This is a genomic window from Desulfobulbus sp. (assembly GCF_030824455.1).
Classification (GTDB): domain Bacteria; phylum Desulfobacterota; class Desulfobulbia; order Desulfobulbales; family Desulfobulbaceae; genus Desulfobulbus.
The window spans coordinates 1-20,268 of sequence record NZ_JAVBXR010000116.1; the positions used below are offsets into that span (position 1 = coordinate 1).

Here is a 20,268-nt window from a genome sequence, read left to right on the forward strand (position 1 = left end):
TTCGAAAATGTCCTCGCGGAGTTGCTTTTTTTCCTGGCGGAAGAACTGCCGCTCCGAGCCCACCACCTCTTCAAGCATGTGGGTTTTGGCTCGGAGACTGCCAATCAGCGCCCGATCCTTGGAGGCGTTGACGGCGTAGTCGTGACCGAGCATGTGCAGCGCCCCGTAGAGTTTGGCCACGATTTCCAGCGAGGCCTGCGGATGGGTCAGTACTGCCCACCAGGCGCTGTCAACCCGCCCTTCAGCCAGATCTTCATCCCATAAGGCTTTGATTTCCCGGTCTGTTTCCGCCTTGAGATATTTTTTGGCGGCGGAGCGATATTTTTTTTCCAGGTATTTGCCAAGCGCCTTGGCCTGAGCGTCGTCCTGGTCGGAAATCTTGATGAAATGGGCGTGCAACTGATAGTCGTCCAGCCCTGGTTCCGCAGCAAACTGCCGCTCCCGGGAAAGCTTGCGCAATTCGGCGCGACTGAGACAGGTTCCGATCAGGGCGCATTTGTAGCATCCTTCGATGTGCCAGAGTTTTTTCCGCTGCGTGGGTTGTGGGGGCAGGGCAAGCGTTTCCATGATGAGCACCTTTGATTGGATGATGAAATGCTAAAACAAGGCGTTCAAGCAGCCGCCTGAAGCGCCGTCCTTCGGCGTCGCGTGTTCAGGCTGCGAACTCAATGGCCGGTCGCTGTTAACGGAGCCAGCGATGCGGACGATTTGTTTCGAGCTCCCTTTCTATGTTAGCCATTTCTAATACTCTGCATAATGCTCCAGATTTCTAAAATGGTCAATATTTTTTAGCCACAGCTAATAAAAAATTGTTATCCCGCCTGACTCTGCCTGATTACCCGGCAAACACGGCGAAAAATCGATCCAGACGTGGCCGCAAAAGGTGAAGGAAGCATCCTTTCTGGCCTTGTGAGCAATCTGTGGTTGAAAAGAGTTTTCAATTGACAATTAAATTAGACATAGCTAATTAAATGTGAAAGTCCTAATCGTGATCAGGTGGCCTGATGCTGGTCGCGCGCCGGCGCGAACGGCTCGACGCGATACAGCACACCGAGGACAGTCTGATGAGTACACGAGAAGAGTTGGAAGAGCGGAGTCGACGATTGCCAGAAAAGTGCAGCGTACATTGGCGTGGCAACCGACATTGTCGAGAGTCTGGGCTACCGGCAACTGGCTGCGGCCGTCCGCGCCCTTTGAGGCGCATATCCCATATTTACGGTTTTTTTAACGTCAAATTCACCTGAAATGAAAGCCACAACCACGGACAACCCATGAAAGCAGCAGCAATATCCCAGGCCCTGGAACTCCTTGTCGACATCCGCCAACCGGTGTTTCTCTGGGGCCCGCCCGGCGTGGGCAAAAGCCAGATTGTACGCCAGACCGCCGACCGCGCCGGTCTGCAGTTGATCGACATCCGCGCTGTCCTCCTGGACCCGGTGGACCTGCGCGGTCTGCCCCGGATCGCCGAGGACGGCACCGCCGTCTGGTGCGCCCCCGGCATTTTTTCCCCAGGAGGGCCGGGGCATTCTCTTCCTGGACGAACTCAACGCGGCCCCGCCCTTGGTGCAGGCCTCCTGCTATCAGCTGGTGCTCGACCGCAAGCTCGGTGAATACACTCTGCCCGACGGCTGGACCGTGATCGCGGCCGGCAACCGGGAAACCGACCGGGCCGTGGCGCACCGCATGCCCTCGGCCCTGGCCAACCGTTTTGTTCACATCGACTTCACTGTGGATCTCGACCAGTGGCTGAAGTGGGCCGAGCGGAGCAGCATCGGCCGGGAGATTGTCGCCTTTCTCCGCTTCCGGCCCTCCCTGCTCCATGATTTTGACCCGGAGCGGAGCGGCAACGCCTTTCCTTCGCCCCGATCCTGGGGATTCGCCTCTCGCCTGGCAGCGGCCAATCCTGACCCGGAATCGCTGGGCGAACTGCTCGCCGGCACGATTGGGCCGGGGGCTGCGGCCGAGTTCATCGGTTTTCTCAAAATCTGGCGGCAACTGCCCACGGTGGACGACATCCTGACCGCGCCGGAAGCCTTGGAAATTCCCACCGATCCGGCCGTGCTGTTTGCCATCTGCGAAATGGCCGGCCGTGCGGCCGCTCCCTGCCACGCCGGGTCGCTGCTTGATTTTGCCAACCGTCTGCCCGACGAATTCAGCGTTCTTCTGGTGCGCGAGGCGGTCCGCCATTGCCGCGAAATCGCCGACAGCGACGATTTTGCCCAATGGGCCGCCCGCCACGCCGACGTCCTGGTCTGACCGGATGTTGCGTCAGTTTTTTCTCAGTTGCCCCCTCTGCCCATGAATGACTTATCGTCCATCCAGGACCGCGACGCCTACACCCGGATGATCCGCGCCCGCACCGGCCTGGTGCTCAGACATCCGTTTTTTGCCTCCCTGGCCCTGCGGCTGAGGATGCGCGAAGACCCGACCTGCCAGACCGCGTGGACCGACGGCCGGGTGCTGGCCTACAATCCCCGGTATGTGTCCGTGCTTTCGCCGGAAAAGCTTGAAGGGTTGACCGCCCATCTGGTGATGCATCCGGCCTGCGGCCATCATCGACGTCGCCAGGGCCGCGATCCGCGCACCTGGAACCGGGCTTGCGATTATGTGATCAACTGGATTCTGCTCGACGCCGGCCTGACCCTGCCCGATGGCCATCTCTTTCTCGAACGCTATCGGGGCGCCAACGCCGAATCGGTGTATGGGATTCTCTGCGACGAAAAGGGCGAGGAAGACAGCCAGGCGGCGGCCGAGGATTCGGCCCAGTCCGAAGAGGAGGGGCAGGAGTCCGACGAGGAACAGGACAGCGACGCCGGTGCAGGCGCCAACAACGAAGGCGAGACCGATGAAGACGAGGAGACCGCCTCAGATCCGGGACTCGCCGGCGAGGTGCGCGACGACCCCGGCGAGAAATCGCCGGGAGACAGCGACAGCGCTGAAACCGACTGGGAACAGGCCATGATTCAGGCGGCCCTCAATGCCCGCGACGCCGGCCGGTTGCCGCTGGGACTGGAACGGCTGGTCGAGGACCTGATTGCGCCGCGTTTGTCCTGGCGCGAACTGCTGCAGCGTTTTGTCAGAAGTTCGGCCCGTTCCGACTACTCCTGGCTGCGGCCCAACCGCCGATATCTGCATCAGAATCTGTACCTGCCGTCGCTCAACAACCACGAACTCGGCGACGTCGTCGTTGCCGTCGACACCTCGGGCAGCATTGAAGCCGAGGATCTGCAGCGCTTTGCCGCCGAAATCGGCACGATCCTGGACCAGTGCCCAGCCACCGTGCATCTGCTGTACTGTGACATGCAGATCGTCCGCAGCGCGGTCTTTCAGCGCCACGATCCGCCCATCATACTCAAACCCGCCGGAGGCGGCGGCACAGATTTTCGCCCGGTGTTTGATCATGTCGCGCGTTCGGGCCTCAATCCCGACTGCCTGATCTACCTCACCGATCTGGACTGCGATCTCTTTCCCGAGTTTGCGCCGGTCTATCCGGTCCTCTGGCTGCTCACCGGCACGGCCGACGCGGTTGCGCCTCCCTTTGGCGACTTTGTCCGGCTCCATCCGTCCCCCGCCACCGCCTATGAGGTCCCCTGAGACCGCCACGGAGAATAGCATGAGAATTCAATGGAACATTGAAAAGAAGCGGGGCAATTTTCGCCCCGGCCTGATCTACACTCTGGAGCTGGAAGAGTATGAACGCCAACTGGCGGTTGAGGCGGTCAACGTCTGCAGCCGGATTCCGCGCGTCGACGCGCCCAACGAGCCCTATTGCCTGCCGGACTGCTACGAACGCGCCCCGGACTGGCGGCCCCAGGACTATCACTGGCTGACCGCGCCCTTTTTTCGCGACGGTCGTCGCACCGGCTTCATCCGCTTGCCCTTCCGGGAATCAAACGCCTATCCGGAGGTGGAACGCTCCTTCGCCGCGCTACGCGAGGCGCACGAACAGGTGGTGCAGCGGGCCTACAGCTGGAATTCCATCAGCGAGGCCGGTTCGCTGGACCTCACCAGCCAGACGCGCACGGCCATTGTCGCCAGGGTAACCGCGAGTCGGCTGCTGGCGTTTTAGCGGCGGTTGTTCCTGCCCGCCACAGATCAGCATGGGGCAGGGTGGGCGGTAAAAAAAACGGGAACCCGAATGGGGTTCCCGTGCAATGAATCGGGCGCGGATCAGGGAGAGGGCGTCGCCGGCTGCTCAGGGGCGGGGAGGTGATCGGCGTCTTCCCGCGTCTAGGCTATCGAACTATTTTTCATGAATTTCCGGGTGCTGTGTGGCCGGATTCATTTCGTCCCGATTTCGCCCTGGGTTTCGTGCAAACTGCCCACGGGCGCACCTGTGTAGGTTCGCAGTATGATCCGGTTTTTCCCTTGATGTTTTGACTCGTAGAGCGCCTGGTCGGCCAGACGTTTGAACTCGGTTTCTGCCAGGCGCCCGTCGCAGTTGCCGTCGCAGAAAGCGATCCCGATGGAAAGGGTAGTGTTGCAGGCGTTGCCCTGCTCGAATCGGCTGCGGACGTTCTCGGCAATTGCCTGCAACCGCGGCTCGGCCATGCCGCTGAGAATAACGCCGAATTCATCGCCGCCGTAGCGGAAGGGGATGTCCACGCTTTCCCGGACCGCGTTCTTGAGGACGGCGCCCAGCAACTGCAGCAGCTCGTCGCCCGTCTGATGGCCGTGGGTGTCGTTGACCTGCTTGAACCCGTCGCAATCGATCATGATCAGGGCGATGGAATTTTGGAGCTTGTGAGCGTCGTCGAGCAAGCGGGGAAAGATCTCCTCGAAATAGCCGCGATTGAAGACCCCGGTCAGGGCGTCCACCGTGGAACGACGCTGGTACTCCTGCTTGTTGCGCGTCACCGTGTGCAGGCGGCTCTGCAATCGCTGCTCCCGCGACGCCACCGCATGCAACATCCAGTTCATGTGCCGTTTCAGACGGATCAATTCGTGCTCGTCCTCGCGTTCCAGCGGCAGGACAAAGGCCCCGGCAGCCTCGCCGTCGCGCATGTTGCAGCACATGCGATTGATCCGCTGCAGGTCGCGGCCGACCACCAGGTAGGTAATGCACCGCGCAATAGGAGCCAGCAGCACCAGCAACGCCACCAGCCACAGGACCGCCAGGGCCAGCGCTTCATCGTATCGTTTGTACTCCAGCAGCAGCACCGCCATTGCGACCGGCAGACCGTTGATCAGCAACAGAAGCAGGGACATCCGAGTGGTCATCGACATTGTGCGTATCCCGTCAATCCGATCTAGGCCAAGCTGATCAGCGCGGTCGCGGTCTGATAAAACAATACGGCCGCCAGGTAGGCAAAGCTGGTGTTGAACACAACGGAGAACAGCGCCCAGCGGATGCCGATTTCGCGGCCAATGGCAATGACGGTGACAAAGCAGGGGGCATAAAGCATGGAAAAAAGGATGAGCGAGACAGCGGTGATTTTGGTGAATTCAGGGCTCTGGGCCAATCGTTGCGCCAGCATTCCGGAGTTTTCCAGATCGATGTCCCCCAGGGAATAGGCCGTGCCCAGGGTGGAGACGATCACCTCCTTTGCAGCCAGGCCGCCGACCAGAGCGATATTGGTTCGCCAGTCAAAACCGGCCAGGGTGCTGATTGGTTCAAGCGCCTGTCCAATGCGGCCGGCGGATGAATGGCGGATGGTTTCCTCGGCTCGGCCTGCTTCCAGGGCGGCAAGTTCCGCCGACTGTTCTTCCGCGCTGAGATCGTTTCGATCCCGTATCGTTGCGGCTGCATGGTCGTAGTGCTGCCGCCGCTGTTCCGGCAGCCCCGGATAGGTCATGGCTGCCCACAGCAGAATCGACACCGCCAGAATCAGGGTGCCGGCCTTGCGTACGTACTGCCACACCCGTTCCCAGGCGTGCAGCAGCAGGCCCTTGCAGGTGGGCAGCCGATAGGGCGGCAGTTCCATAAGAAACGGAGTGGATGGCCCGGCAATAATCGTTGTGCGCAGCAGTTTAGCGGCCACAAAGACAAATCCCCATGAGGCAAGGGTGATCCAGAACAGCGTCCCGGTGACGTATCCGGGGAAAAAGGCGGCAGCCAGCAGGGTAAAGACCGGCATTTTGGCCCCGCAACTCATGAACGGGGCGGTGAGCACAGTGGCGATTTTTTCACGGGGACTGCGCAGGTTCCGCGCCGCCATCACGCCCGGCACCGCGCAGCCGCCGCCGATGCCGCCGGAAACGATGAAGGCCATGATTGAATACCCGTGCAGACCGAACATCCGGAACAGCCGGTCCAGCATGTAGGCCATCCGCGCCATGTAGCCGGAATCTTCCAGAAAGGAAACCGCCAGGAACATCAGTGCGATCAAGGGCACGAAACCGAGCACCGCGCCTACCCCGTCGATCACGCCCGAAACCAGCAGCGACTGCAACAACCCCGCCGGCACATATTCCCGTCCCAGATCCCCCAGCAGGCCGAACAGCGATTCGATCCAGCCCATCGGCGCGTTGCCGAGCGAGATGGTGAGCCAGAAGGTCGCATAGAGCACCATCAGCATCACCACAGGGCCGATCAGCCAGTGGGTGAGCGCCAAATCGACGGCGTCGGTGAGATTGAGGCGCCGGATGTGGGAGTCTGTGGAGAGTACGCCTCGACCGAGAATCGAACTGATGTATCTGTAGCGGTAATCGGTAATTAGGGAGGCTGAGGATTCCCCGAAGCTGCTCCGGCAACGGAGGGAATACTGACGGGCCAGCTCTTCGATTTCCGCACTCAGTTGCGGGTGTTCCCGCCGCCCCTGGGTCAGGATGGGGCCGTCCTCTTCCAAATATTTAATGGCCGCAAGCCGGGCGGGATAGAAGGTGGTCAGGAAATCGTTCCGTTCAATTTTACGGGCAAGCTCCTCGATCATCCAGTCCAGTTCCGGCCCGTAGGCAATGACAAGCGGTGGAGGCGGCGCGCCCTGGGCTGCCTGAACAACTGCGTCCAGCAACTGAGTCAACCCTGTTTCCTTGCGCGCCACGGTCGGCACAACCGGAATGCCCAGCAGGCTCGACAATCGGGCGCAGTCAAGTAGTCGCCCGGAGCGATGCAACTCGTCCATCATGTTGACCACCAGCACCGTGCGCAGGCCAAGCTCACGCAATTGGACCCAAAGATACAGGCTCCGTTCGAGCGCGGTGGCGTCGGCAATATCAACCAGCAGATGTGGTTTTTCATCCATTATGAAATGCCGGGCGACCACTTCCTCCTCCGAGAAGGCGGACAGGGAATAGATGCCCGGAAGGTCGACCAGGTTGATGACTGCGTCCCGGCGGCAAACGGCGCCTTCATGCCGAGCTACCGTCACTCCGGGGAAATTGCCGACTCGCTGTCGTGCCCCGGTGAGGGCGTTGAACAGGGTTGATTTGCCGGAGTTTGGGTTGCCGGCCAGGCCCACCAGTAGATTAGTCACGATCAGCCTCAATGGTGTTGCCGTCGACAACGTCGACAAAGATATAATCGGCCTCGCTGTTGCGCAGGGTCAGAGTGTAGTCGCGCACCCGGATCGCCACCGGATCGCGCAAGGGCGCCCGCCCGACAATGGACAGGCGAGCGCCGGGGATCAGGCCAAGTTCCCGGATGCGGTGTCCGAGTTCTCCCTCTGCCCGCACCTCGCGAATCGTGCAGGAACCGTTGCTTGGAATGTGTCGCAAACATACGCCGGACATGATGCCCTCCTTGCCTTGAGCAGGCCGTGTTGTTGGCAACGGGCTGGCCCAAAGGTGTGAACATTATTTAGGTTGGCTTAATAAGATAGACGCGTCTAATTTAGACGGTTCATGCATACATCGCAAGGAGAACTTTATCGTTGAGGCGGTTGACCGCCATCACCCTGCCGGTGTGGCCTCTTTTGAGGATGACGGATCCACACGCTGGACGATTCAGGCTGGAGAGGCGTTAAAAGTTGAGATGATCAGCGCATTGTGTTTGCTCTGGGACAACGAACACCAGTTGGGTAATATGCACATTTCACCCGTAGTGAATAGGCGAAATCGCGACCGGCGGAGGCCCTGCATGGTGCAGGTTTTGCTATTTGACAATATCGGCCGGGATCATACGATGGTGGTGCTCCGGATCTGATGAGCAACCCGAGAGAACAATATGGACGGAAAGGTGTTGGATAAAATGCGGAATAGAAAAAGAAGCTGGATTTTGTTTCGGTTTCTCCAGCTTTAAAGCCGTGAAGAAGAATTTCACAGCCTTTCAGTATTTCAACAAGGTCTGCCAAATAACATAAGTGAGATGCTTGGTAATTTCTGCCCTCAGCTCGTCGACATCCAATGCTTTATCATTGCTTATGATCCACCAGGCCAACTGCTTTGGAATCGCAAAATCGGCATATCGTTTTCCGTCAGGGGAGCAACCGGTAACATAGGGTTCGGTGGCATACAACTCGGTGTCCTTGATCTTCCACCCTTCCGGCAGTTTGGTTATAGGCCGGAGCTTTCTATTTGTTTCCCGATATTTTTCGCCAAGAAATCTGGGGTACGGAATATCAAATGATTTCCTATCATCGATAACTGCCATACAGCGCGTAATGCACTCATTGCAGATGGCGAGTTGCTCTCCGCCAGAAAACATGAGTTCAACGTTTTTGAGCAGCTTGCCGCAGAAACTGCAAGCAGCATTTACTTCAGGCTCTTCCTTGTCGCTCATCGTCGCCTTATCCTTTGTGAAAATATGAAGAGATCCCTTTTGATGTACCACCCCTACGTGACCTTGACAAGTTTCAAAGCAGAGTGAAATTCCATAGGTGATTTTATCTATGGCCTTTTTGAATTCCACTCTCCCCGCAATCCCACCTCTGTAATACCGCAGTCTTAGCCTACCCCACTATCCCTTCGATAGTCCTCACATCAACAATGGCCAGTCTGGCCAAGCACACGCCTTGCCGCCCTGGCAGGGGCGGGTTTCCTGAACCGTCCCTGTTCCCGGTTGGATTGAGCACAGTGTTTCACACCAATTGGCGTGGTTTGGCCCACGCCTCAAACTTTGGCGCATTGGCTGGCTCAGTCGTTTTTTTAAAAAAAAAGAGCGCAACTGTGACCATGGTCACAGAAATGATTTCGCAAACGGGTATAGTTGTCTGGTTTTAGCGGAGACGAAATTATCTTGGACGCTTGAATGCATGGGGAGCCCGTGGGTGGTGAAGACGGGTACAACGGGGGCCTGGCGCGCTGTTGTTGTGGCGCCATGACCGGTGATAGATGTTCGAGGAGGTCGCAATGCAGTGGAATGATCAATGGAATAGTATGGCGGGTGCAGTCTGGGCGCGGGTTTTCGCTGCCGCGCTGATCGGGCTTATGGCATCGGCCCCGGCGGCCGCCGCAGGGCCGCAGACCGAATCAGAGCTGTTGGCTGTGCTGGCCGGCAAGGCCATTGAGCCCGGTCTTGCCAAGGCCGCCGCCGCCTCGCAAGAGTTGGCCGAATCGGCCCGCAGTCTCTGTGAACAAAAAAACGATGAAGTATTGAAACAAACCCGGCTTGCCTGGAAGCAGGCCTATCTGGCCTGGCGGACGGCGCAGCCGATGATGCTCCAGGGCAAGGAGTACAAGGCGGAGCAGTTGCTGGAGCACTGGCCTGCCAATGAGGCGGTGATGAATGGGGCCACCGCCTCCAAGGAACTGACTCACCTGCTGGCCAATCCGGATGTGCGCGGATTTGCCGGCGCTGAGTACCTGTTGTTCGCTCCTGCCGGCGTGGCCGAAGCCACCACCGCAGGCCGGTGCGACCATCTGCAGAGCGTGGTTGCCGAGATTGCCGATCAGGCGGCGACCAACCAGCTCCAGTGGCAACGGCAAGCGCCGGCCTTTGTTGCCGCCGGCGACGGCACACCCTACCTGCTGCCCGGCGACGCCTTGAGCCTGGTCTTTGCCCGGATGCTCAACGTCGCCGAGCGGCTGTTGCGCGACCGGATCTGTGCCCCCAGCGGTTTTTTTGAAGGCAAGGCCAAGGCGGAATTGCTCGAAGCCTGGCGCAGCGACGCCAGCCGTCAATCCTTTCAGGCCAGCATTGACGGTCTTCGTCGGCTGTTGCTTGGCAACGGCGAGGGCGCCGTCGTCGATCTGGTTGCGGTCAAGGACGGTCTGGTCTCGAAGAGGAACCCGCAGCTGGCTGAAGATGTCCGCAAGCAGCTGGAGCGCATTGACGCCCAACTCGCCGCCCTCAAGGACGGCAACGGCCTGCGCAAGGATCTGCAGCAGGACGACAAGGTGTTGCAGCCGTTGTACAAAAGCATCGAGAAACTGCAGAAACAGATCGTCGAGGCCTCCCTTTCCCTGGAAGTCGATGTGCGCGGCCCGGGCGAAACCCAGATGTAATTCAACCGCTTGGAGCATGGTGTATGAAATCCGGCAAAAACAACAAGACAGACGGAAAAAAACTGCTGCAACGCCCCATGGTGCGGATCGCAGGGTTGGTGGCGCTGGCCGGGGTGGTCTGCGGGGCGATGCTGCTGCCCAAATCCGCTGCTGTGCAAGCGTGTCTGACCCAGCGGAAAATCGATGCGGTCATCGCCGATTACGCCGACAAGGTGGTGCTGCACACTCTGGAGCGGGTGGTGGCAATAAACGAAGCCTTGAACGGCGCGGTCGCGCAACTCCAGGCCAATGCCACCGACGCCGGCGTCGAAGAGGCCGCCAAGGCCTGGCGGGCGGCCCGCGCCCAGTGGCAGCCCATCCAGAGCTTTGCCTTTGGCCCCGCAGCCTTCTACGATTTTGACAAGCAGGTCGCCTCCTGGCCAATTGACCGGCCCATGATCGAACATTCCATCGCCCAGATTGCCGCCGGAACCCTGGCCATTGATTCCGGGCTGCTGCGCCGCAAGATCAATTCCACCCAGCGCGGTTTCTTTACCGCCGAACACCTGTTGTTCCGCGACGGCAAGCCGCGCAAGGCTGCAGCAATCCGTCCGGCCGAGTTGCTCTATCTCAAGGCCGTCACCCAGGCTATCGTGGAGGAAAGTCTCGACTTCCAGGCCTCCTGGGCAGGCAGCGCCAACCTGCCGCCGGCCGCAGCCGCCCGGCTCAAGGCGGCGCAACTGCCCGAACGTCCCTCTTATGCAGCGGAATTCGCCCATCCCGGCGCTCCTGGCAGCCGCTATTTTTCACGCTCCGTGGTTCTCCAGGAGATGTTCCAGGAGAGTCACACCGTGGTTGAAGACGTCTGTCCGCTGATCGAAGAGTGGCTTGGCTCCGCAGACCCGCGCGACAGCGAATCCCAAGACAGCCGCAATGCCGCCGCCGACCTCGTCAACCTGCTGCAAGGCGTGGAGAACGCCTATCTCGGCGGGGTGGAAGGCAACCGGGGCAGGGCGATGGCCGAACTGGTGGCCGCCAAGGATGAGGTGATTGACCGCCGCATCCGCATCGCCCTGGCCGACGTCCGTCACCGGATCAACGCAGTCGGCGACCCCTACGGAGAGACGACAGCTGATCACGAGCTGAAGGTGCGGATTGCCGCCGCCTCCTGCTGGAAGCTGGCCAACAAATTTGCCGCCGCCATTGTCCCGGTCTGCATGGACCCGGCGGCCGAGCCCTGGGCGGCCTATGTCCCATCATCCGCCCTGTAACGGAACCAGGCGAGTCCGGCGTCGGCAGGTTGTGCCGGCGGTCGCGCCTTGCGCATGATTTTATGAACGAGAGGGAAGCATGACCAACCTTGCATTGAAACGATCTGTACGGCAATGGGCCCTGACCCTGGGGACCATGGCCCTCCTTACCGCGACCGACCTGGCCACCGGCGGCCTGCATTCCCGGCTGTTTGCCCACAGCGACCTGGGCGGCATTCCGCCGGGCCTGAGCGAAGAGTATTTCACCGCCGGCCGGGCCGGCACGGTGTTCAGCACCACCTCGCGCTGTCTTGAATTGCCGGCTCCGGCCGTCAGCGCCAACCCGGAGCTGATGAAAAAGTTCAACGACGGTGAAATCATCTTCGAGGCCATGTACGTCACCGATCCCAAATCCAAATTCGGCGGCCTTGGCCCGGTTTACCTCAACAACTCCTGCCGCAACTGCCATCCCAACTACGGCCGGGCGCGGCGGGTGGAGGACTTCAACACCCAGTTTGGCAACGGCTACACCGTGTTTGTCCACACTCCGGACGGCAAGCTGGTCGACGGCTACGTGTTCATGCTCCAGACCATGGCCGTGCCGCCCTATGCGCCCACCGCCAAGAACGTGAAGATCACCTGGAATGCTTTTGTCGACGAGCACGGCAACAAGTATGCCGACGGCACGCCCTACAACCAGGGCAAAGCCATTGAGGGCACGCTCATCTACCCAACCGCCGACATCGTTGAGCCGCTCCTGCCGCTGCCGGACAACTACAAGGTCAGCCTGGAGGCCACCATTGGCATCTTCGGCTCCGGCCTGATCGACGCCATTCGTGACGAGGACATCATCGCCGAGTTCAACCGTCAGCAGGCCAAGCCCGGACCGGTCAAGGGCATGCACGGCAAGTGGGTGGAGGAGCCCGACGGCGGCAAGCGGCTGGGCCGCTTCACCTGGCACAACACCCGGGCCACCATCAACAACGGCCCCGGCGGCAACGGGGTGTGGAACGTCACCAACATCAATCGCGCCGACCGGCCCAAACTCTTTGCCAGTCAGCAGTGGATCGACAAACAGGGCGAACTTGGTCTGGACGTCGCCCCCCTGGCCGCGCACCAGCCGGTGGAGATGAGCGCCGAAGAGTTTGACAGTTTCCTCGTCTGGCACCGGGGGCTGGCGGTTCCGGCGGCCCGCGATCTGCACAAACCCGAGGTCAAGCGCGGCAAGGAGCTGTTCTATGCAATCGGGTGCATCGACTGCCACAAACCGTCCTGGGTCACCGGCGACTATCCGCTGCTGCCCGCCTTTGGCAAACAGAAGATCTGGCCCTACACCGACTTGTTGCTGCACGACATGGGCGAGATCAACCACGGGGTGAGCAAGACCTTCCGCACCCCGCCGCTGTGGGCCCGCGGTCTGATGGACAATGCGGTTGACCACACCGACATGTTCCACGACCTGCGCGCCCGCAATTTCGAAGAGGCCATTCTCTGGCATTTCGGCGAGGGCGCGGAATCCCGCGAGTTGTTTCGCAAGCTGCCTGCCCAGGACCGGGCGGCGTTGGTGGAGTTTCTTAAAGCGATCTGATGGGGTGGAGGCCGCCCTTATTGCAGGCGAAGATGTTTGAGTAGGGGCGCACGGCGTGCGCCCTTTTCAGCTGGACCGCTCCCGCGTCCGGTTCTGGCCCGCAAACCGACTTACTTTTGTCGTTCAATGCACGGCGCTGATCTGTTTAAGCCCCTCCTCATCGACCAGTTCCACCACGCCGTGCACCACCCTAATCAGATTCCGTTCATCCAGGCAGGAAAGCGCCCGGGAAAAGGTTTCGCGCGCCAGACAAATTTCGGCGGCAGCCAGTTCCACTGGCCGCAGATCAATGCGGATTGTGGGCTCGCGGCCGCCCATCAGCCGCCGTTGCTGCACCATCTGATTGTTCTTGCTGAGCAAGTATCCCGCCACCTTGGACAGCGCCCTGGTCTTGCGGCACAGGCAGGCGTGCCGGCAGGAGTGTTCAACGTTTTCCGAAAGCACCCGGGCCACCTGCAGGGCCAGGGTCGGTTCGCGGTGCATCAGTTCGAGAAAGAGGCTGGTCGGCCAGGACCAGCAACGCGCCGAGGCAATGGCCATGGCCGAGTAGGTGTAGTTGATCCGGCCGGAAAGCAGTTGATGCAGGCTGAGGTAGTGGCCGGCCAAGGCGATGCGCCGCAGGCACTGGCCGCCGTCGCCGGCGGGATAATATTCCTTGATCCGGCCAGTGAGCACGTAGTGGAAACTGGAGATGGCCTCACCCTCCAGGAAGAGATACTCTCCCTTGCGCAGGGTGCGGACACTGCTCATCAACTGGAGCTGCTGCTGAATTTCCGGCGCCAGGTCCTGCAGCAGCGGGGTGCGCGGCAGCCAGGAACGGTCCTGGGGCGTTGACGTTTCGCATTGGCTTGGTGGCTCGGCGGCAAGGGCAATAGGCTTCATGGATTCCTTGATTGACAACGGTTTGGTCCCGGACCCGTTTGTCGGGTCCCTTTGGCGGCTCTAGATTTAGAGCAACCTTAAAAAGTTGTCAACAGGTAATGAAATTAGAAAAACCTGGCGTGCCGCGTCAAGACTATTTGCCGCAAACAGCCGCTGTGAGCGTGTTTGACGATAATTGCCCATTGGCAAGCCCATGGCAGGGCACCGGGCTTGTGGTGTGTAACGTCCCGGCTTAACACAAAATTTTTAAAGTTAAGGCGCAGCTTTAGCCGGTTGTGATTTTTTTCATTTTTTTTGCTTTTTTTTGCCAAAGTGTGACGTAGGTCACAGCAATGTTTTTAGGATCGGCTATAGTGGAGCCACAGTTAGCGAGCACTAAAAAGAATTGAAGCTGCTAATTAAGATCGAGATTGCTCAAAGGTGCGGCGGGTTGGCTGCCGCATCCGGTGTCGGAAAGGGGTTCCGGCGTGGCGTCAGAACAGGAAGACAGCGGCCAGGGTGCAGAGGGCATGGAAACAGCAACCAACCAAGAAGTGCTGGAACAGTTTGAAGCGTTGTACCACGAGGTTTTTTCGCACGACGGCTACGGAGACATCCGGCTGGAGATGCGAATCCTGCGACGGGGGCAAAAGGAGGTGATCATCCATTGCGGCAAGCAGTATCGGTTCGTGGTGGATTACGCCAACCGGGCCGATCAGGGGAATCCAGGGCATTTGGGGCACAAAGAACCCCAGGTCGGCCGGGACGCCTCGGCGGCGTAGGATTTTTAACGCGGCGATGGCAAGCGGCCATGCCGAACACAATGCGGTGTCCGAACGTGTGGGTCGTCCGACGCCTTACAGTCACGAAGTTTGTTGAACAAGGCTCTGGCTGCCGGCTCCTTAGGGTGGAGCGAGGCCTGAAACAGAAGTACGCATCAATTCACTCTAAACAGGAGGCAGTACCAATGAAGGTTTTCGCACAGAAAATGAAAGACATGCTTGAGACCAGAAAACAACAGCTCGCAACCAAAAAACGCAACAACGACGGTTTTACCCTGCTCGAGTTGCTGGTTGTCGTGGCCATCCTCGCCGCCATCGCCGGCACCGCCACCATCGCCCTGAAAGACACCGATGCCCGGGCCTCGGCTGCGGCCCATGTGACTATGATGGATGAGTTGAACAAGGGTATTTCTACTTTCCGCGTTTTGCAGCGCAACGTGTTGCCGAACCGGTTTGATTCGTTGATGGCTTCTGACCTTGGTACTGCTACCGGTATTGACGCTATTCCTACGGCCGCTCTTGGGTTTGACGGCGCAACGGAAGCGTTTCCTGCGGCCATTACCGCCGACATACAGGGCATTATGGCGGACGCCGGTATCACCGAGCTGCGCTATATCGACGGGACCGCCACGCCTCCTGACGCCGTTGCAGGCAGCGAGGATTGCACCAATGCCCACATTCAGGACCTTATCGCTTCAAAGAGAAATGCGGTTGTCGCCGGCAATATCTTCATGTCTGAAGATGCCAACGGTTGCGGCATGAGTGTTACGTTGAGCGGAGCAAGTACGACCGATCCCATTGGTCTCTATTGGATGGGGGGGCAAGAGCGCTTGACCGGCCAACCTGGTCCTACCGGCGAGTTTGATGGCACCAATCTCGCTACCGCAACAGGTAATGCTTATCTCCTCACCGGTATTGGACCCTCGTCCACCCTGTTCGACGCCAATACCCTGGGCGGCATGACCACTGTGCCTGTCTATCGTCACGTCAAGCCAAACGAGTACAACCGTTTCATCGCCGTATGGAATGTCGGCGAATATGACGGTGCGGGAAATATTGTCGCTGCCGACCAGCTCAATCTGACCGCCATCGTTGACGGCGCCCTCGACACCAAGGAAGAGGAACTCGGCGAGTGGGACGGCACCCGCAACACCATTTGATAGTCTGACCTGAGGCGGCCCCCGGTATGTTCCGCCGGGGTCGTCGTCCGGGCCGCTCCTCGGATGCGGCGGCGCTCCCCCCTTTTTGCGCCGTCGCATCTCCCCCCTGCCGTATGCGGGAATTGGCCCGGTTGTTGGAAATTGGAGTATGCACGCAGCCCCGTGATGGCGCAACCACCCACGGGGCTGTTTTTTTTTGGCGGGCCGCCAGTACGGCCTGTTGCAACCCGAAATTTACCTGAAAGCAAAGCAACCCCAAAGGAGAGGGTCCTTGGAGGAAAGGATGCACATTATGAAACAAATCAAATTTCTCTTGTTGTTGACCGTGTTGCTGGCTGGCTGCGGCCCGTCGCCCAATGTGGACGCCATGAAGGTCGGGCTGGCCAAGTCGGGCCTGCCCGCCGATCAGGCCGCCTGTTTTGCCGAGGCGGCCAGCAAGACGGTCAAAGGCGAACCCTACAATTACCTGGCCGACCTGTTGAACGCCGGGGTCAAGGAATCCGAGGCCGTCAGCAAGACCCGGCGCAAGTATTCGGCGGATTTCAAAGACCCGCTCGACAAGGCCCGCGCCGAATGCGTCAAAGCGGTGACTCCGGCTGGCGCGGCAGGCACTGCAAAATCAGCCGCCCCGGTCAGTCCGGCAAGTCCGGCCAAAAAATAAGCAACGCAGGAACGTGGCCTGGATGGAGCCACCGCAATCTGGGGCCTTGATGGTGTGTGCCTGGATTGCGCGGCGCTCCATCCAGGCGACCCCAGTCTCTCCACAGCAGCCGTGATTTGTTGATCGTTCCCACGCTACCTACGGCGTGAGAACTCCACCGGGAAGCTCCAGCGTCCAATGTTGCCCTGCGGATGGGGTTCCGTAGCCTGGATGGAGCTTGCGTAATCCGGGGCCGAGTTGGCGTGACCCCGGATTGCGTTGCACTCCATCCAGGCTACGAGCGGTGCAACGCCCCCAATAAGAGGCTTCCGTGCAGCGCATGGAAGCCAGAGATTGCAAATTTTACCAACAGGACGGCGTGCACAAAACCGGTTGTACATATCAGCCCGAGGCGGGACAAGGCGGCTTCACCCTGCTGGAACTGCTGGTGGTGATTGCCATCCTGGCTGCCATCTCGTTCATTGCCGCCGGAACTTACCGGGGTGTAGGCCAACACGCCGACGAACGGTTGGTGCGGGCCGAGATGCAGCAGATTGCCAAGGCCCTGCGCCAGTTCAAGCAAGATACCGGGTATTTTCCACGGGAAGGCGTGTTTAAGCTGGAAGACGACGGTGGTTCGGTCAAGCCGGCCAGCCTCCCCGTCCACACCGGGACTGACGACGAATGGTTTTACTCGCCGGCGAATTTGCACCAGTTGTTGGCAACCACCAGCCCCCTGGCCGGCTCCGGGCATCAACTGACCACCTGGGACGAGGAGACCGGTCGAGGCTGGCGCGGACCCTACCTGATCGGTTTCAGCGATGGGCGGGTGAATATTGGCTATGCCCTCAACCCCATCGACCCTGACGGCGCCGATACTGTCGCCGGCGACCCGACCACTGGAGATCCCGTGAATGTGGTGGGCGTTGCCGATCCCTTTGAGCACGGTGTTGTCAACGGTAAGTTTGGTTGGGACAGCGTGTCCGCCGGCGAGCCCTGGGGGCGACCTTATTTGTTTTTTCAGACTGCGGCCTCGCCGGCTCACTGGCAATTGGTCAGCATGGGGCCGGACGGCGAATACGATCAAGGCGGCGACGACGACATCGTGCTGCCCATAGAATAATTTCAACACGTTCGAGTGAGTCGAAATGCAAACGAAACAAAAAGCGGTGTTGGCGTTGGTCCTCTGGGTTTGTATGGCCCTGCCTCTGTGCGTTGGGGCTGAGGAACAACCGGCGGCAGAACCGCAGGCCCAGACGGCGCCGGCTGTTCCGGCTGAAAACCAGGCTCCGCAGGAGCCGGCCAAGCCGGAAACCTTTGCCAGCGTCGAGTTGGATCAGTTTATCGAGCGGGAACAGAAGGCCGCCGAGGACGGCAAGAAGATGATCAAGATGATGGCGCCGGTGAGTTTCGAAGCCAAGCTGAAGCGTCAGCCCGAAGAAAAACCGATGGAATACGTGTACACCGCCATGGAAATGTCCGGAGTCAAGCCCATCCCCGAGGTGCGTCACCGGATGTTTGTTGAGTCCGGGGCAGGGCGGATCATCCCAGTTTATATCGAGGCGAATGCGGTGAAAAAAGTCAACGCTGGCCTCAAGGAAGAGGCGATGGCCCGTTTCCAGGGCTACCACGTTTACAGCTACGCCAAAGGGCCGGCCATCCTGGTGGTGGACTTTGCCGCAATTCCCTGAATCATACCGGCTTCATGGGCCGAGCCACCGGATTATCTGCCGCCGCAACGGCTTCACCCTGCTGGAACTGCTGCTGGTGGTGACCGTGCTCTCCGCCGTGGCCTGGATGAGCCTGGGCGTGGTTGGCAACAACGCCGACCAGGTGCGTTTCGAGGACACCCGCAACCGGCTGCAGGCCATCCGCCGGGCAATCATCGGCGACACCTCGCGCACCATCAACGGGCAGCCGGAGGTGCGGGGGTATGTGGCGGATATGGGTGGTTTGCCGGAAAATTTACAAGCCTTGGTTTCGCGTGAATATTGCAAAAACCATCCTGGCATTACCACCAATGCGGCGAATGAGTGTACGGATGCTGGCGGGACTTGGGTGTCACAAGCTGTTTATGCTCAAGACTCCACCACTGGGATTTGGGCGGGATGGAATGGGCCGTACTTGCCACCTGGATTTGGCAGTGTAGGCAGGTTCCTGGATGGCTGGGGCAGGGATGATGATTCAAACAATAATTTTGGCTGGGTTTACACCGTCGACAGCCCAAATGCTGGTGATCTGACCATTCGAAGCCGCGGAAGAGACGGTGTCGCTGGGGGTGATGAACCCTATGACTCCGACTATCCCCTTTTAGGTGCTGCGCCGCTTATTGATGAGAGCGAGTACCGGATCAAGGTTACTGATTCCGGTAACACGGGTGGAACAGGAGATGCGACTGGTGGATTGCGGGTGGATTTCGGGGCGCCTGCTTCGTGCTGGGTCGATGGATTTTGTTCCGATCCGCTCTACATCACCAAAGGTACTTGCAGCACAGAATGGATAGGGGGTTCCTGTTCCAATCCGGCCTACACCACCGAAGCCACTTGTGAAAGCAACGGCGCGACGTGGACATGGAATGGCTCCTGTTCCATTTCAAGCTACATAACCGAAGCCACCTGCGTGAGCAACGGCGCGACGTGGACATGGGCTGGATCAATGCCAAGAGCGGATCTTACGATCTCCGCTGACTGCGTAGCAACCGGAACTGATGGTACTTGGCAACCCACTGAAAACCTGTGCATGGCGATGATCGTCACCAAGGGCGGCATCCCGGTCCAAGTTGTTTCCAATGGAGCAACCTCTATCCAGTGGGACGGAACACAAAAAATCGCAGAATTTATTTTCGAGGACACCACCAGCGCGACCCTAGATGAGGACACCTACCTCTACCAGGGGCAGATGGCCTACGGCATTTTCGAGTACGACAGTACGGCGACGCCTCCCGTATGCGATACAACCAAGCCTTTTCCGGTAGGATCGGCTTTATGGAAAAATTTCACCTATGTTCCCGGAACAACGCTGCAACCGTTTGAACGAAAAATCAATCCGTAACCAACTTTGGCGCCGGTGGGCGGTGCAGGTCTATCATGTTTAAGCTGAAACTCCCCAAGGTGGGATTCAATTTCAAAAAATTCCAATTTGGCAAGCTGAGCAAGCCGGGCCGGGTGCTGGTGCTGGAAAGCACCGGCTACAGCCTTCACGGCGCGGTGGCGTCGTGCACAACCTCGTCGGCATTTGCCCTGGGCGCTGTGGTTCTGTCGACGGCTACCGACAGAACCGCAGCGGTCGGCGAGGTGTTGGCGCAGCTCAAAGGCCAGTCCAAAAAGCGGTTACCCGCCACCGCCATTCTCGTTTCCTCCAGCGCCGCCAGCGCGTTGCTCTCCCTGCCCATTGATCCCAAAAAACCGCGTCCTGCAGCTCAGATGGCCGAAATGGTCCGCTGGGAGCTGGAAGAATTGTCTGTGCAGCAGAACGAACTCTGGACCCTGGGCGCCTTGCTCATGGGCCGGGGCGATCTCAATTTCGAGCAGCGGCGTGAACTGGAAATCCGGATCAGGGCAGAGAATCAGCGGTTGAACGCGGCCGCCTATCAGGGCGCGGTCGACGGCGCGTGTCTGGAGGAATGCGTGCTGCTCCAGGAACAGCTTGTCGGCGACGACGAGGAACTGGCCACCGGCTGGTTCGG

At 59.5% G+C, this 20,268-nt stretch carries 18 protein-coding genes and 2 pseudogenes; 14 read left to right on the forward strand and 6 right to left on the reverse strand.

The window, feature by feature from the left end; genetic code table 11:
* A pseudogene (locus RCH93_RS15200) lies at nt 1-567 on the reverse strand (hypothetical protein); the annotation flags it as partial.
* Nucleotides 568-1,271: 704 nt separating this feature from the next.
* Between RCH93_RS15200 and RCH93_RS15205 the strand changes: the two are divergent.
* From RCH93_RS15205 to RCH93_RS15220, 4 genes are read left to right on the forward strand one after another with little or no spacing between them, the layout of a single operon-like run.
* Nucleotides 1,272-1,610, forward strand: a complete 339-nt coding sequence (locus tag RCH93_RS15205; RefSeq protein WP_306549271.1) for an AAA family ATPase — start codon at nt 1,272-1,274, stop codon at nt 1,608-1,610.
* A complete protein-coding gene (locus RCH93_RS15210) occupies nt 1,561-2,256 on the forward strand; it encodes a hypothetical protein (RefSeq protein WP_306549272.1) in 696 nt (231 codons plus the stop codon). The genes RCH93_RS15205 and RCH93_RS15210 overlap by 50 nt, the downstream gene beginning before the upstream one ends.
* A 42-nt stretch (nt 2,257-2,298) precedes the next feature.
* The gene (locus tag RCH93_RS15215; protein ID WP_306549273.1) at nt 2,299-3,594 is read left to right on the forward strand and encodes a VWA-like domain-containing protein; all 1,296 of its coding nucleotides are present in this window, start codon (nt 2,299-2,301) and stop codon (nt 3,592-3,594) included.
* A 19-nt stretch (nt 3,595-3,613) separates the two neighbouring features.
* Nucleotides 3,614-4,069, forward strand: coding sequence for a hypothetical protein (locus RCH93_RS15220; RefSeq protein ID WP_306549274.1), 456 nt, complete (start codon nt 3,614-3,616; stop codon nt 4,067-4,069).
* 212 nt (nt 4,070-4,281) lie between these two features.
* Here RCH93_RS15220 and RCH93_RS15225 read toward each other — a convergent pair whose 3' ends face one another.
* The 4 genes from RCH93_RS15225 to RCH93_RS15240 form a co-directional block, all read right to left on the reverse strand.
* On the reverse strand, nt 4,282-5,226 hold the full coding sequence (locus RCH93_RS15225; RefSeq protein WP_306549275.1) for a GGDEF domain-containing protein: 945 nt from the start codon (nt 5,224-5,226) through the stop codon (nt 4,282-4,284).
* A gap of 23 nt (nt 5,227-5,249) precedes the next feature.
* The gene (feoB, locus tag RCH93_RS15230) at nt 5,250-7,415 is read right to left on the reverse strand and encodes a ferrous iron transport protein B (protein ID WP_306549276.1); all 2,166 of its coding nucleotides are present in this window, start codon (nt 7,413-7,415) and stop codon (nt 5,250-5,252) included.
* Nucleotides 7,408-7,671 carry a FeoA family protein gene (locus tag RCH93_RS15235; protein WP_306549277.1) on the reverse strand — a complete coding sequence of 88 codons (264 nt, stop codon included), beginning with the start codon at nt 7,669-7,671 and terminating at the stop codon, nt 7,408-7,410. The genes feoB and RCH93_RS15235 overlap by 8 nt, the downstream gene beginning before the upstream one ends.
* Nucleotides 7,672-8,206: 535 nt before the next feature.
* Entirely contained in the window at nt 8,207-8,659 is a 453-nt protein-coding gene (locus tag RCH93_RS15240) for a ClpX C4-type zinc finger protein (protein ID WP_306549278.1), read from the reverse strand.
* Nucleotides 8,660-9,228: 569 nt separating this feature from the next.
* On the opposite strand from RCH93_RS15240, the gene RCH93_RS15245 reads away from it, so the two are divergent.
* The 3 genes from RCH93_RS15245 to RCH93_RS15255 all read left to right on the forward strand — a co-directional run bounded on the left by RCH93_RS15245 (nt 9,229) and on the right by RCH93_RS15255 (nt 13,140).
* Nucleotides 9,229-10,323 carry an imelysin family protein gene (locus tag RCH93_RS15245; protein WP_306549279.1) on the forward strand — a complete coding sequence of 365 codons (1,095 nt, stop codon included), beginning with the start codon at nt 9,229-9,231 and terminating at the stop codon, nt 10,321-10,323.
* Between the two features lie 23 nt (nt 10,324-10,346).
* Complete coding sequence (locus RCH93_RS15250) at nt 10,347-11,573, forward strand: imelysin family protein (RefSeq protein WP_306549280.1); 1,227 nt, start codon at nt 10,347-10,349, stop codon at nt 11,571-11,573.
* A gap of 79 nt (nt 11,574-11,652) precedes the next feature.
* The gene (locus tag RCH93_RS15255) at nt 11,653-13,140 is read left to right on the forward strand and encodes a di-heme oxidoredictase family protein (RefSeq protein WP_306549281.1); all 1,488 of its coding nucleotides are present in this window, start codon (nt 11,653-11,655) and stop codon (nt 13,138-13,140) included.
* Nucleotides 13,141-13,263: 123 nt separating this feature from the next.
* On the opposite strand, the gene RCH93_RS15260 is transcribed toward RCH93_RS15255, so the two are convergent.
* Nucleotides 13,264-14,022 carry a Crp/Fnr family transcriptional regulator gene (locus RCH93_RS15260; protein WP_306549282.1) on the reverse strand — a complete coding sequence of 253 codons (759 nt, stop codon included), beginning with the start codon at nt 14,020-14,022 and terminating at the stop codon, nt 13,264-13,266.
* Nucleotides 14,023-14,489: 467 nt separating this feature from the next.
* Here RCH93_RS15260 and RCH93_RS15265 point away from each other — a divergent pair, with 467 nt between their 5' ends.
* From RCH93_RS15265 to RCH93_RS15295, 7 genes and pseudogenes are all read left to right on the forward strand, one after another.
* Nucleotides 14,490-14,783 carry a hypothetical protein gene (locus RCH93_RS15265; protein ID WP_306549283.1) on the forward strand — a complete coding sequence of 98 codons (294 nt, stop codon included), beginning with the start codon at nt 14,490-14,492 and terminating at the stop codon, nt 14,781-14,783.
* Between the two features lie 185 nt (nt 14,784-14,968).
* Nucleotides 14,969-15,943: a type II secretion system protein gene (locus tag RCH93_RS15270; protein ID WP_306549284.1), complete on the forward strand. Its 975-nt coding sequence runs from the start codon at nt 14,969-14,971 to the stop codon at nt 15,941-15,943.
* Between the two features lie 292 nt (nt 15,944-16,235).
* Nucleotides 16,236-16,604 (forward strand): hypothetical protein, encoded by a 369-nt coding sequence (locus RCH93_RS15275; RefSeq protein ID WP_306549285.1) that lies wholly within the window; start codon nt 16,236-16,238, stop codon nt 16,602-16,604.
* Nucleotides 16,605-16,923: 319 nt separating this feature from the next.
* Nucleotides 16,924-17,706, forward strand: coding sequence for a type II secretion system protein (locus tag RCH93_RS15280; RefSeq protein ID WP_306549286.1), 783 nt, complete (start codon nt 16,924-16,926; stop codon nt 17,704-17,706).
* A 25-nt stretch (nt 17,707-17,731) separates the two neighbouring features.
* Nucleotides 17,732-18,274: a hypothetical protein gene (locus RCH93_RS15285; RefSeq protein ID WP_306549287.1), complete on the forward strand. Its 543-nt coding sequence runs from the start codon at nt 17,732-17,734 to the stop codon at nt 18,272-18,274.
* Nucleotides 18,258-19,634 (forward strand): prepilin-type N-terminal cleavage/methylation domain-containing protein, encoded by a 1,377-nt coding sequence (locus RCH93_RS15290; RefSeq protein WP_306549288.1) that lies wholly within the window; start codon nt 18,258-18,260, stop codon nt 19,632-19,634. The genes RCH93_RS15285 and RCH93_RS15290 overlap by 17 nt, the downstream gene beginning before the upstream one ends.
* A gap of 35 nt (nt 19,635-19,669) precedes the next feature.
* A pseudogene (locus RCH93_RS15295) lies at nt 19,670-20,268 on the forward strand (hypothetical protein); the annotation flags it as partial.